The following is a 12,399-nucleotide window of genomic DNA, read 5'->3' as shown; positions in this document are numbered from 1 at the left end:
AAAAGCCCTTAAAGTAGGGGGGTGACTAACTCATTTATTGTATTGTTATATTTTTTGCCCCTTTGTTAGTTTTATCGAGAGCAAAAAATAAAAAAAGCCACACAGAAAAGTGCGGCTTTTTTCGTTTTACGATTAAGGCTTTTCGCAGAAATTATCCGCTAATTATCCAGAAATCTTCGTTTCGTCTTAATCGCTCTATGTCTTGTTTATTCTGTCGTTACTGTAACCGTTAATATGTCAGAGTAAGTACCAGCCTGAACTTGGCTAGAGGCAAAACCAGGTGTGGCAATTTGCATCGGTGATGCCGCATTGTTACATGAAGCGAGGTTTAATGTTGGTGCTGATCCAGATGTGAACGACTCACCAGAATAATTGATAGAGTAATGATTTGTCTGGTGTAGATACAAGCTGCTATCTACATTGTGTTGTAATCTAAAGTCATTTTTTGATGAGATGTTGATTGCACATCCACCCGTAGTATTCGACTCTGTACCCAGATTTCCTAAGGTAGTCACTGTGCCATTAACTTCAGTCACAGATAGGTCTTTAGATGCATTGCCAGCCAAGTCACCAATGAAGTTAACATAAGCGTCTTTAGTAACGTTGATCTCAATTTCTGCAGTGTCTGTTGCAGCGGTGGCGATTGATGAAGCAGCCATTAAAACAGCTACAGTCATTAACTTTTTAGAAAAAATCATATTTTTATTCCAGTACTTATTTTTATTAAATGGGTTTGAATTTTATATATTGGGGTTATTAAGATTACCCGATTCAAGGTAGTCTCATGCATACGGGCAATTATGAGCGATTGACGTTCAAGAAATGATGGCAAAGCGGATGAGCGGTAGTTACGTGATCGCTTAATTCGGATAGAAGGAGTGAAATGAGATATTTTGCTTTATTCTAATCTATTGATTTGTATGGCAATATTTTTATTTTTAGTATTTTCGTTCAAGTATAATGTGTTGCTAATGTGCAATAACAGGAGTCAATTTTTCGGAAATAATCTTGGCGACAAGTTCTGAACCACGGTTAGTAAAGTGAACGGGATCAGACATATATTCTTTCGTTTGAGGCACTGCTTGATCGAGATCAATGAGTAATGCTGACTTCTCCAAAGCTACTGCTCTGATGACTTGGTTCATCGCAATAAAAAGAGAGCGATATTCAGGGTAGCTTAAACCCATCGCCTCAAGATTTTGCAGGTTTTTCATAACTACTTCATCAGGCTTTTCTGTAAAGCGACTCGCTTGTGTCATCAGAACTGGGGTGATGTTGTTTGCCTTGCTGATTTCGATAAAGCTATCCAGATTGGATTTAAACAGTGACAGTATTTTTTCATTGCTGAGTCTAGGTTGGTTATTCCCATGATCAGCATTTTCAAACTCATTGCCATCACCGAGCAGTTTGCGTTTCACTTCGAAAGCGAAATTGTAGGTGTTAGGCAATAACTGTTTAAGCATTGCTTTTATCGACCTGTCTTCTGTGACTAAGAGTGATCGATGAACGTTATTATTCCAGTAGGTTTTTTCGTGCAACAATATCGATAAGTCATTGATATTATGCATGAGTACGGCAATATCGGGGTTCATCGGAATAATTTTATTCAACAGACTATTAATCGAATGCATGCTGTTATTACCACTGACACCTGCATTGAGCGCATTAATTTTTTTACCGCTGTTCGTTTCTAATAACGTTCCTGTTAATGCAGGAAAGCGCTTATCTTCATCCACATACATGCATTCTGTGGTCGAACCTCCAAGAAAGGCGATTACCTTGTCGGCTTGTTGATGCGTAGTGGAGGGAAAAATAAAACCATTCTGATCAATTTTGAAAGAATAAGGCTTGTTTTCTAAGCTATCAGATAGCGCTACTATATCGTCACTCGGTGAAAGCATTTTATTAATATTAGGGGTGTTTTCTTTTAAGCGGATATGGCGAACGGACTGGTTTTCTTCGCCACCAAATCGTGTGTTGCCCAGGAGTTTTTCAAAACCAAATAGCACCACCAGAATCATAATCAATGAAATGATCAGTAGTGTTTTTTTAGAATTATTTTCAAATCTATTCGACACGGTGAGGCTTACATCCTGTTTTTATCATGGTAGCGAATGAATGCTACCTTGTTTTTTGTGACTAACAACAGCTTTGGGATAAGAGGTCAGGATGGCTAACAAGGTGATTCAATAATCAGACGAATTGCCCAGCGCACCACGCTGACGCCCATGCCCATTGAAAATTATGGCCACCGAGATGTCCGGTTACATCGACCGCTTCCCCGACAAAATAGAGACCTTTGACTTTCTTGGTTTCTAAGGTTTTAGAAGACAGTTCATCCGTGTCTACACCGCCTAAGGCAACCTCGGCAGTTCGCATGCCTTCGGTGCCCGATGGGCGTAATTTCCATTGAGTAAGTTGTTGTTCGATGCTTTCTAGTTCAGGCAGATTAAACTGGCGCATGGTTTTATTGCTTATGTCATCAATTATAAGCACATGCTCACAGAGTTTCTGTGCCAGACGTTTAGGCAGTTTGTAATTTAGAATGGTTTTTAATTCTGCTTGCGGGTGTTCAGTTTGTTGCTCTTTTAACCATTCCAAAAGATCTAAATCAGGGAAGAGGTTGATAGAAATCTCATCGCCGAGTTTCCAGTAAGATGAAATTTGCAATGCCGCAGGACCGCTAATACCTCGATGAGTAAACAGAATACTTTCTTTAAAGGATTGGTTTGACGTCACCCCCCCACTTACAGCGCTCATTTCTACATAGGTTGAAATACCCGAAAGGTCTTTGATAAACGCATCCAGTGTTTCAATAGTAAAAACAAAAGGCACTAACGCAGGTGAGAAAGGGATTGTATTGATATCAAACGTTTCAGCCACTTGTAATGCAAAATCGGTAGCGCCCATTTTGGGAATTGAAGGTCCGCCCGTGGCAATGACTAAAGAGTCCGAAGCGTAATTTTCTTTTTCGCTGGCTACCAGAAAATCTTCCCCTTTTTTAATGGAAATGATTTCAGATGAAGGTTGAATAGTAACGCCGGCTTTGTCACATTCATCGTGTAATAGTTGAACCACGGCTTTTGATTTTTGATCACAAAAAAGCTGACCGAGTGTTTTTTCTGTCCAGCTTAGTCCGTGACTTTCTAGAAGCGCAACGAAATCCCATGGAGTATAGCGAGATAAGGCAGATTTACAGAAATGTGGATTGCCAGATAAAAAGTTATCCGCATCAGTATACATATTGGTGAAGTTGCAACGTCCTCCACCTGAAATCAGAATTTTCTTACCGATCTTGTCCGCTTTTTCCAGAATCAAAACAGAACGTCCGCGTTTCCCCGCTTCTATCGCGCACATCAGGCCGGCTGCACCTGCGCCAATTATAATCACATTAAATTTTTTCATTTTTTTAACTTTATTCCAGCACTAGACACAAGGTAATCGCATACTTTAAAGCAAAGTATTATAGAATCCACATATTATAACGACCTAAAGCTTAAATAGTTGGTAGAAACATGTTGGCAAGTATAAAAGAAGATATCGCAGTCGTATTTGAACGCGACCCAGCGGCACGACATACGCTAGAAATATTAACCACCTCTCCGGGTGTGCACGCGATTATTTTTCATCGCATCAGTCATGCATTATCGAATAAGGGCTTTAAATGGCTGGCAAGAATTCTGTCAAATGTTGCTCGTTTATTTACCGGAATTGAAATCCACCCAGGTGCAAAAATTGGTAGACGCTTCTTTATCGATCACGGCATGGGGATTGTAATCGGTGAAACCGCAGAGATCGGTGATGATTGTTCTATTTATCATGGTGTGACTTTAGGTGGAACCAGCTGGAATCCCGGAAAACGTCATCCAACCCTTGGGAATAATATCGTTGTCGGTGCAGGGGCTAAAATTCTGGGGCCGATCAAAATCAACGATGGTGCGCGTATTGGCTCAAACGCCGTCGTGGTTAAAGAAGTACCTGCGAATGCAACCGTTATTGGTGTGCCTGGTCGCGAAGTGATTCGACGCGAAGACGAAGGTGAAGCTCAGCGAGCAGAAGTGGCGAGCAAAATGGGCTTTGATGCATACGGTGCAACACAGGATATGCCCGACCCGGTTGCTAATGCAGTCAACAGAATGCTGGACCATATCCATAAAATGGATGAGCGCATGGATACCATGTGCACTCAATTACGGCATTTAGGCAGTGATTTCGATTTTGAGCCGTTTCAAGGTTTAAAAGACGTCGAATTAGATGGTTGTGGTCAAGAGGAAAAGAGGTCACAAAAAGAAGCTAAGGAAAAGGCCGAGTTAGTCGAAGATTCCCCTGAAAAAGAGAAAACTGATAGCTAATTTGTGTTTGCTTGCGCTTAGTAAATGCTTTGTAAAGCCCTTTAAATAGGGCTTTTTAATCCCCAATATTAAATACTGTACAATCCGTGGTAATACTTGACTATATTAATCGGGTATTCTACTATCTCGCTCAAATCAGGGGTACTAAATTACTCAGGATTAGAACCCCCAACTTTTTATTGGAGTCGATTGGTTGATCTTCAATTTGAGATTAACAACGCGAGAAAAGATATGAAACTCACGACTAAAGGACGTTATGCGGTTACAGCAATGCTGGATTTGTCATTAAATAGTGACAATGGCCCAGTATCATTGCTGGAAATTTCAGATCGCCAAAGCATTTCATTGTCTTACCTTGAGCAGCTATTTTCTAAATTACGCAGACAAGGTTTGGTAAAGAGTATGCGTGGACCGGGAGGAGGGTATAGCCTCAGTAGAGCACCGGAAGAGATTGCCATTTCAAGCATAATTATGGCGGTCGATGAGAATCTTGATGTCACTAATTGTGGCAATGCAACCAGTGGTTGTAACGAAGACAATAAACGTTGCTTGACCCATAACTTATGGATGGATTTGAGCAACCGGATTCAATCTTTTCTTGATGATATATCATTACAAGACATGATGGATAAGAGCGACGTGATTGAAGTCGCAGCAAGACAGAATTCAAAACAAAAAGGGACTCGCATTAATTTGCCAGACTCTCTTTAAAAACGATATAAACATTATATATAAAGTAACTGCTTTAAAAAGTAAGTACTACATAAAACAGCGCGAGAACTAATAGGATACAGAATGAGTAATTTAATCACCCCAATTTATATGGACTATTCAGCCACCACGCCGACTGACAAGCGTGTTGCGGAAAAAATGGCTCAATATTTAACTGTTGATACAGCTTTTGGTAATCCTGCGTCTAGTAGTCATTCATTTGGCTGGGAAGCGGATGAGGCAGTTAAAGCTGCACGTAAAGATGTTGCTGACTTAATCAATGCTGACCCAAGAGAAATCGTCTGGACCAGTGGCGCTACTGAATCAAACAATCTGGCAATTAAAGGTGCAGCGCACTTTAATACACGCAAAGGTAAGCACATCATCACGATGAAAACTGAGCACAAAGCAGTACTTGATACCTGCCGCCAGTTAGAGCGTGAAGGCTTCGAAGTAACTTACCTTGATCCAAAAGATAATGGTTTGTTAGATATGGATGCTTTTAAAGCAGCACTTCGTGATGACACAACGGTTGTTTCAATCATGCATGTGAACAATGAAATCGGCGTGATTCAGGATATCGCAGCAATAGGCGAGATCTGTCGTGAAAATAAAATCATTTTCCACGTTGATGCGGCACAAAGCGCAGGTAAAGTTCCATTAGATCTGGAAACACTTAAAGTTGATTTAATGAGTTTCTCAGCACACAAAATTTACGGTCCAAAAGGTATTGGCGCATTATATGTCCGTCGTAAGCCACGTGTTCGTATCGAAGCACAAATGCACGGTGGTGGACATGAGCGTGGTATGCGTTCAGGTACATTAGCTACCCATCAGATCGTTGGTATGGGTGAAGCATTCCGCATCGCTAAAGAAGAAATGGCGACTGAAAATGACCGTATGCTGATGCTACGTAATCGTTTATACGACGGCTTCAAAGATATGGAAGAAGTTTATGTAAACGGTGATCTTGAGCAACGTGTAGCAGGTAACTTAAACATCAGTTTCAACTTTGTTGAAGGCGAAAGCTTAATGATGTCACTAAAAGATATCGCGGTATCTTCAGGTTCTGCCTGTACCAGTGCTTCACTAGAGCCAAGTTATGTATTACGTGCACTAGGACGTAACGACGAGCTTGCACACAGTTCATTACGCTTTAGTATCGGTCGATTCACTACAGTTGAAGAAGTGGATTACGCGATCGAGCAAACGCGTGCAGCAGTAGAAAAATTACGCGCCTTATCGCCACTTTGGGATATGTATAAAGACGGTATTGACTTGAATACTGTTGAATGGGCCGCACATTAATAACAACGACAACAGAAACAAAAGAGTAGTTAATAATAGTTAGCTACATTGCAATAAATATAGAAAGTTAGAAGGTAAAAAATCATGGCGTACAGTGAAAAAGTTATAGATCATTACGAAAATCCACGTAACGTTGGTGCAATGGATAAAGATGCTCAAGAAGTAGGAACGGGCATGGTTGGTGCTCCAGCTTGTGGCGACGTAATGAAGCTACAGATTAAAGTAGGTGCTGACGGCATTATTGAAGATGCGAAGTTCAAAACTTACGGTTGTGGTTCTGCAATTGCTTCATCTAGTCTTTTGACTGAATGGGTAAAAGGAAAATCACTGGATGAAGTTCAGGCGATCAAAAATACTGATATCGCAGAAGAACTCGAATTACCACCTGTTAAAGTACACTGTTCTGTATTAGCTGAAGATGCTATCAAAGCAGCGATAGCAGACTATCAGTCTAAGCAATAGTTTTTAACTACGTTTTCGCTAAAGCTTAAGCACTATAAAAGATAGTAAGGATTAGAATATGGCCATTACATTGACCGACGTTGCAGCAGATCGAGTGAACACCTTTTTAGCCAATAGGGGCAAAGGTGTTGGCTTGCGTCTGGGTATTAAAACCCATGGATGTTCTGGTATGGCTTACGTGATGGAATTTGCAGATGAGATCGAAGAAACTGATGAAGTTTTTGAAGATCACGGAATCAAGATTATTGTTGATCCTAAAAGTCTGGTTTACCTCGATGGAACTGAAATGGACTTCACCAAAGAAGGCCTGAATGAAGGTTTTAAATTCACTAATCCGAATGAAAGCGGTGCCTGTGGTTGTGGTGAAAGCTTCACTGTTTAGAACCTAATCAGAATACGCATTTAGCCACCCCCCTACTTATAGCCAGTTTTTTTGTATCACCTTTGCTTCATCCGATACAAAATGCTGGCTATTTCCAAAAGTAAACAATACACGTTAGGCCCCACGAAGAACTATGCTCGATTTTAAACAAAGCTATTTTGACCTATTCGGCTTGCCAGAAGATTACAATATTGATACATCTGCGCTTGCCCTAAGCTTTCGCGAACTGCAGGCCAAATATCATCCTGACCGTTTTGTAAATAGTGACGAGCAAGAACGACGTGTTGCGGTGCAAACTACCGGCTTCATCAATGAAGCGAATGAAACGCTAAAATCCTCTCGTTTGCGTGCGCGTTATATGTTGCAACAAAAGGGTGTTGATTTTGATGATGAAATCGATACCACCAGTGATGGCATGTTTTTGATGCATCAAATGGAAATGCGCGAAGCATTAGAAGATGTACCCAATGCTAAAGACCCAATCGCTAGAGTTGATGATATTGCGCATGATGTTGAAGCCCAAATGGATGTTTTGAAAGAAAGTTTTGTCGAGCATTTTGCTGCAGAGAAATATGCTGAAGCCAAAGAAGATGTACTAAAAATGAAGTTTTTTGAGCGTTTATGTCAAGAAGTGAAGACTTTGACAGAAAAGCTTGAAGATGAAATGTTCTAATGATTTCAACTAGAACCCAAAAATAGATTAGAATCCCCGCGCTATGGCACTATTACAAATATCAGAACCAGGAATGTCTACTGCACCACACGAGCATCGTCTCGCAGTGGGTATTGATTTAGGCACAACCAATTCGCTTGTTGCAAGCGTCCGCAGCGGCGTTGCTGAAATCCTATGCGATCCGGAAGGGAATGCACTTTTACCTTCGGTAGTTCGCTATCTGGAAAACGGTGCAACCGAAGTCGGAAAGAAAGCTCAAGATAATCAATTAGAAGATTTACCCAATACCATTTCATCGGCGAAGCGTCTTTTAGGTCGTGGAATTAAAGATCTCAAAACACTTGGCGGTAGTTTGCCTTATGAGTTCGCTATTGCTTCTAGTAGTTCGCACGGTACTGAATCAAATGTTCCACAAATAAAAACGGTTGCGGGTAATAAAACTGCTATTGAAGTTTCTGCTGAAATTTTAAAAACACTGAAACAACGAGCAGAAGAATCTTTGGGTGGAGAATTGAAGGGTGCGGTAATTACAGTACCTGCGTATTTCGATGATGCGCAACGCCAAGCGACCAAAGATGCTGCACGTCTTGCAGACTTAAAAGTATTCCGTTTATTGAATGAGCCAACAGCGGCGGCTGTCGCGTATGGCTTGGATCAAAAAGAAGAACTATCAGAACGAATCATCGCTGTTTACGATTTGGGTGGTGGAACCTTTGATATTTCCATCTTAAAGCTCAATAAAGGCGTCTTTGAAGTGATGGCTACGGGTGGTGATTCTGCACTGGGTGGTGATGATTTCGATCACGCTATAGCAGAATGGATTCTTGAAGAAGCATTGCTGGAAGATACCCATAATACCAAGATTCATCGCAAAGCGATGATCGAAGCACGTAGAGTCAAAGAAGCACTCACAGATAATAATGAAGTAAGCGTTAAGCTGGAAGATTGGCAGGGTTCTTTGAGCCGCAGTCAGTTTGATGAGATGGTTGCTCCATTGGTTAAAAAGACCTTGATGGCTTGCAGAAGAGCGTTACGCGATTCGAGTTTAGATAAAGACCAGGTACACGATGTAGTGATGGTTGGTGGTTCAACACGCATGCCAGTCGTGCGTGAAAAAGTAGGTGAGTTCTTCGGACAACCACCACTGGTTGATATTGATCCTGATAAAGTTGTAGCAATTGGTGCGGCATTACAGGCTGATGTTTTAGCCGGCAATAAGCCAGATGCTGAAATGCTATTACTCGATGTTATTCCTTTATCACTAGGTCTGGAAACTTACGGTGGTTTGGTAGAAAAAGTAATCGCTAGAAACACTACGATACCGATCACCCGTGCTCAGGAATTCACCACCTTTAAAGATAATCAAACCGCAATGACCGTGCATATTTTGCAAGGTGAACGCGAAACGGTTGAAGAAAATCGCTCATTGGCGAAATTTGCGCTAAAAGGAATTCCTCCAATGGTCGCGGGTGCAGCACGCATTAAAGTGACTTTTCAGGTTGATGCAGATGGTTTGTTGAACGTGCACGCGGAAGAAGAAACAACAGGTGCAAAAGCTGGCGTTGAGGTGAAGCCATCTTATGGTTTAACAGATTCAGAAATCGAAGGCATGATTCGTGACTCAATGGATAACGCCCAAGCAGATATGGAAGCGCGTAAATTGCGCGAACAATTAGTCGAAGCAGACCGCACTTTAGAAGCACTAGATTCAGCGATGGCATCAGATGCAGATAGAATGCTGAATGACGAAGAAAAGAAAACACTGTTAGCAGCACGTTCAGAATTGATGGAAGCAAAGCACACTAGTAAAGATGCTGAAAGTGTAAAAGCCGCGATTAAAAACATGGAAAAAGTAGCTGAATTTTACGTTGCTCGTCGTATGGACGACAATGTGAAAAAGGCCATGGCTGGTCACAATGTTGACGAGTTCAACAAATAGAATTAGAGAGTTAATACAAATATGCCACAAATTATATTCCTACCACACGAAGAACTTTGTCCTGATGGTGCCGTAGTAGAAGCAGAACCAGGTACAACACTGTGTGATGTAGGCTTACAAAATCATATCGAAATCGAACATGCTTGTGAGAAATCCTGTGCATGTACAACCTGCCACGTATACGTGCGTGAAGGTTTTGATTCTTTAGAAGAAGCAACAGATCTAGAAGAAGATTATCTGGACAAAGCCTGGGGTGTAGACCCGGATTCGCGTTTGAGTTGTCAGGCGAAAGTGGCGGATGAGGATTTGGTAATAGAAATACCAAAGTACACCATAAACATGGTCTCAGAAAACCACTGATAAATTGTCTTTTTGTCCAATCTCTACGTTGGGCATTTGAATACAAACCCTCACGTACTTAATGTACGCTTCGGCCTTGTATTCAAATACCCGCCTTGATCTTGAACAAAAATCCTGCTTTATCAATTATGTACTGTAAATAGATAAAGTTTTAGAATGTTGATTTGATGGAATATTCAAAGCAAAAATACACCCCCCTACTTATGGGCACTTTTTTTAATAATTTAGAAATCGATTAAGTAACAAATAGAGGTATTTAAAATGCAGTTAAAATGGACAGACACACTCGATATCGCTATTGATCTTGATGAAGCTCATCCTGATGTTGATCCTCAATATATTCGTTTTACTGATTTGCATGCCTGGGTTTGTTCGTTAGAGAACTTCGACGATGACCCTGAAAAATCGAATGAAAAAATTCTCGAATCAATTCAAATGAACTGGATTGAAGAAAAAGAATAATCTCAAAAATGGGCTCCATCAGCCCATTGAAACCTGATCTACTTGAGGGTATTCATCGTTAAGTAGACTTTTGTGCAACATATTTTGCGTACTCAAATCTTAAACTGTTAATTCCCTCTGATAAACAAACTCCCTGCGTATGTGCTCTTAGTGTGCTCATTGTACATTTTGAACTTTGGCACATAGAATGTTCGACTAGGTTAACCACTTATTCGCCGAGCAATGATAGTTACCCAGTCTAATCACAATGATATTGTAATCACTCTGTCGCCTAATCGATCTGCATCGATGCGTCAGACGCAAGTCGTGATCATTGCGGTAAGTCTATTTGTGTTGATGATTGGAGTAGGGTGGAGTTTTGTCGGCGGTTATCTTGTTTTGCCTTTTGCTGGACTGGATGTCGGTCTATTTGCATATTTCATGTACAAGGTTTGTAATCAAACGTATGAAAAGCAGGTGATTACGATTGGTGATCATCATGTGCTTATTGAAACGGGAAAGCATTGTGTCGAGCGAACCTTCAAGCTGGATAGGCCTGAAACCTTTATTCTGGTTACTGAGTCAGAAAAGCCTACCGAACCCATCGAGCTAAGTTTATCTGATTCGAAGTCACGTTTTGAATTAGGCTCCTTTCTTAATCATTCTGATAAAGCTGAAGCACGCCTTGTTTTTAAACAAGCAGGACTAAAAGAAATCAATGCTAAATGGTGGAAGCCACTCTCTTAAATTAAACGCATTTATTAATTAACTATTGAATTAGCTGAACAATTATTCAAATTTCTGGTCTAGAATTTAAACACATCTATTATTTCTGAAAGGGGTATTTCATGGTTACACGACGTCAGATTCTACAGTTAGCAGCAGCGATGCTAGCCTTACCAGCCAGTGAGTTATTCGCAGAGAGTGCAACATCGAAGCTCCCACTAATTCAGAAGAAAATACCCAGTTCAGGTGAATTATTACCCGTTATAGGCATGGGTACGTCGCGTACCTTTAATAAAGATGATGATCCCGAGAGTATGGCTAAACTGACTGCTGTGATTCAGGCATTCTTTGCAGCGAAAGGTATGGTTATTGATTCATCTCCCATGTATGGCAGTGCAGAGGCACGCGTAGGTGATGTATTGCGCAGTATGAAAAACCATCCCAAAGTGTTTGCTGCGACCAAAGTCTGGACCAGAGGGCGTGAACAGGGAATTTCAGATATGCTGGAATCAGCGCAACGCATGAATGTGAAGAACTTCGATCTTATCAGCGTACATAATCTGGTGGATTGGAAGACCCAGCTTGATACCCTTAAAAACTGGAAAAAAGAAGGCAAAGTCAGGTATATCGGGATTACTACTTCGCACGGGCGCGACCATGATGAGTTTATTCAGGTAATGAAAAGTGAGCCGATCGATTTTGTTCAGTTTAGTTATAACATCGCCAACCTGGATGCAGAACGAGAAATCCTTCCAGTAGCAAGAGATAAAGGAATTGCGACGATGATCAATCGACCCTATCAACGCGGTTCTTTGTTTCGTCAAAGCAAGGGTAAAGCACTGCCAGAAATGGCAAAAGACATTGATTGCACCAGCTGGGGACAGTTTTATCTCAAATTTATACTGGGGCATCCGGATATTACCTGTGCAATTCCTGCGACATCAAAAGCCAAGCACATGGTAGATAATATGCAGGCTAATTTTGGGCGCCTGCCTGACCAAGCCCAACGCAAAGAAATGCTTAATTACTTTAACAGCTTATAACT

At 41.1% G+C, this 12,399-nt stretch carries 14 protein-coding genes; 11 read left to right on the top strand and 3 right to left on the bottom strand.

Translation table 11 applies throughout. From position 1 onward, the window contains the following. Positions 1–206: 206 nt before the first annotated feature. The 3 genes from OO007_RS13150 to OO007_RS13140 all read right to left on the bottom strand — a co-directional run bounded on the left by OO007_RS13150 (position 207) and on the right by OO007_RS13140 (position 3,405). Complete coding sequence (locus OO007_RS13150) at positions 207–698, bottom strand: hypothetical protein (RefSeq protein WP_131907158.1); 492 nt, start codon at positions 696–698, stop codon at positions 207–209. 270 nt (positions 699–968) lie between these two features. Further along, complete coding sequence (locus tag OO007_RS13145) at positions 969–2,078, bottom strand: SGNH/GDSL hydrolase family protein (protein ID WP_325809145.1); 1,110 nt, start codon at positions 2,076–2,078, stop codon at positions 969–971. A 115-nt stretch (positions 2,079–2,193) separates the two neighbouring features. Further along, positions 2,194–3,405, bottom strand: coding sequence for an NAD(P)/FAD-dependent oxidoreductase (locus OO007_RS13140; protein WP_325809144.1), 1,212 nt, complete (start codon positions 3,403–3,405; stop codon positions 2,194–2,196). Positions 3,406–3,515: 110 nt separating this feature from the next. Between OO007_RS13140 and cysE the strand changes: the two genes are divergently transcribed. The 11 genes from cysE (at position 3,516) to OO007_RS13085 (ending at position 12,397) form a co-directional block, all read left to right on the top strand. Then, complete coding sequence (gene cysE / locus OO007_RS13135; protein ID WP_131907155.1) at positions 3,516–4,352, top strand: serine O-acetyltransferase; 837 nt, start codon at positions 3,516–3,518, stop codon at positions 4,350–4,352. Positions 4,353–4,583: 231 nt separating this feature from the next. After that, a complete protein-coding gene (locus OO007_RS13130) occupies positions 4,584–5,063 on the top strand; it encodes an Rrf2 family transcriptional regulator (RefSeq protein WP_131907154.1) in 480 nt (159 codons plus the stop codon). 84 nt (positions 5,064–5,147) lie between these two features. After that, positions 5,148–6,371 carry an IscS subfamily cysteine desulfurase gene (locus tag OO007_RS13125; protein ID WP_131907153.1) on the top strand — a complete coding sequence of 408 codons (1,224 nt, stop codon included), beginning with the start codon at positions 5,148–5,150 and terminating at the stop codon, positions 6,369–6,371. 84 nt (positions 6,372–6,455) lie between these two features. Beyond that, positions 6,456–6,833, top strand: coding sequence for a Fe-S cluster assembly scaffold IscU (gene iscU / locus OO007_RS13120; protein WP_131907152.1), 378 nt, complete (start codon positions 6,456–6,458; stop codon positions 6,831–6,833). 58 nt (positions 6,834–6,891) lie between these two features. After that, a complete protein-coding gene (gene iscA / locus OO007_RS13115; RefSeq protein WP_131907151.1) occupies positions 6,892–7,215 on the top strand; it encodes an iron-sulfur cluster assembly protein IscA in 324 nt (107 codons plus the stop codon). 133 nt (positions 7,216–7,348) lie between these two features. Then, positions 7,349–7,888, top strand: coding sequence for a Fe-S protein assembly co-chaperone HscB (hscB, locus tag OO007_RS13110; protein ID WP_325809143.1), 540 nt, complete (start codon positions 7,349–7,351; stop codon positions 7,886–7,888). Between the two features lie 43 nt (positions 7,889–7,931). Then, positions 7,932–9,827: a Fe-S protein assembly chaperone HscA gene (hscA, locus tag OO007_RS13105; protein WP_325809142.1), complete on the top strand. Its 1,896-nt coding sequence runs from the start codon at positions 7,932–7,934 to the stop codon at positions 9,825–9,827. A gap of 21 nt (positions 9,828–9,848) precedes the next feature. After that, the gene (gene fdx, locus OO007_RS13100; protein WP_325809141.1) at positions 9,849–10,187 is read left to right on the top strand and encodes an ISC system 2Fe-2S type ferredoxin; all 339 of its coding nucleotides are present in this window, start codon (positions 9,849–9,851) and stop codon (positions 10,185–10,187) included. 261 nt (positions 10,188–10,448) lie between these two features. Next, the gene (gene iscX / locus OO007_RS13095) at positions 10,449–10,649 is read left to right on the top strand and encodes a Fe-S cluster assembly protein IscX (RefSeq protein WP_325809140.1); all 201 of its coding nucleotides are present in this window, start codon (positions 10,449–10,451) and stop codon (positions 10,647–10,649) included. 222 nt (positions 10,650–10,871) lie between these two features. After that, positions 10,872–11,375, top strand: a complete 504-nt coding sequence (locus OO007_RS13090) for a DUF2244 domain-containing protein (protein WP_131907146.1) — start codon at positions 10,872–10,874, stop codon at positions 11,373–11,375. A gap of 101 nt (positions 11,376–11,476) precedes the next feature. Then, positions 11,477–12,397, top strand: a complete 921-nt coding sequence (locus OO007_RS13085; protein ID WP_325809139.1) for an aldo/keto reductase — start codon at positions 11,477–11,479, stop codon at positions 12,395–12,397. The last annotated feature ends 2 nt before the right edge of the window (positions 12,398–12,399 follow it).

It is taken from the genome of Cocleimonas sp. KMM 6892 (genome assembly GCF_035798195.1).
GTDB classification, from domain to species: domain Bacteria; phylum Pseudomonadota; class Gammaproteobacteria; order Thiotrichales; family Thiotrichaceae; genus Cocleimonas; species Cocleimonas flava.
This window is presented reverse-complemented; position numbering and strand designations above follow the sequence as displayed.

Bases quoted from the DNA above. Each gene is read 5' to 3' on its own strand.
- OO007_RS13150 (WP_131907158.1), bottom strand. From the start codon at position 698: ATGATTTTTTCTAAAAAGTTAATGACTGTAGCTGTTTTAATGGCTGCT.
- OO007_RS13130 (WP_131907154.1), top strand. From the start codon at position 4,584: ATGAAACTCACGACTAAAGGACGTTATGCGGTTACAGCAATGCTGGAT.
- hscB (WP_325809143.1), top strand. From the start codon at position 7,349: ATGCTCGATTTTAAACAAAGCTATTTTGACCTATTCGGCTTGCCAGAA.
- iscA (WP_131907151.1), top strand. From the start codon at position 6,892: ATGGCCATTACATTGACCGACGTTGCAGCAGATCGAGTGAACACCTTT.
- OO007_RS13140 (WP_325809144.1), bottom strand. From the start codon at position 3,405: ATGAAAAAATTTAATGTGATTATAATTGGCGCAGGTGCAGCCGGCCTG.
- OO007_RS13090 (WP_131907146.1), top strand. From the start codon at position 10,872: ATGATAGTTACCCAGTCTAATCACAATGATATTGTAATCACTCTGTCG.
- cysE (WP_131907155.1), top strand. From the start codon at position 3,516: ATGTTGGCAAGTATAAAAGAAGATATCGCAGTCGTATTTGAACGCGAC.
- OO007_RS13085 (WP_325809139.1), top strand. From the start codon at position 11,477: ATGGTTACACGACGTCAGATTCTACAGTTAGCAGCAGCGATGCTAGCC.
- iscX (WP_325809140.1), top strand. From the start codon at position 10,449: ATGCAGTTAAAATGGACAGACACACTCGATATCGCTATTGATCTTGAT.
- iscU (WP_131907152.1), top strand. From the start codon at position 6,456: ATGGCGTACAGTGAAAAAGTTATAGATCATTACGAAAATCCACGTAAC.
- OO007_RS13125 (WP_131907153.1), top strand. From the start codon at position 5,148: ATGAGTAATTTAATCACCCCAATTTATATGGACTATTCAGCCACCACG.
- fdx (WP_325809141.1), top strand. From the start codon at position 9,849: ATGCCACAAATTATATTCCTACCACACGAAGAACTTTGTCCTGATGGT.
- hscA (WP_325809142.1), top strand. From the start codon at position 7,932: ATGGCACTATTACAAATATCAGAACCAGGAATGTCTACTGCACCACAC.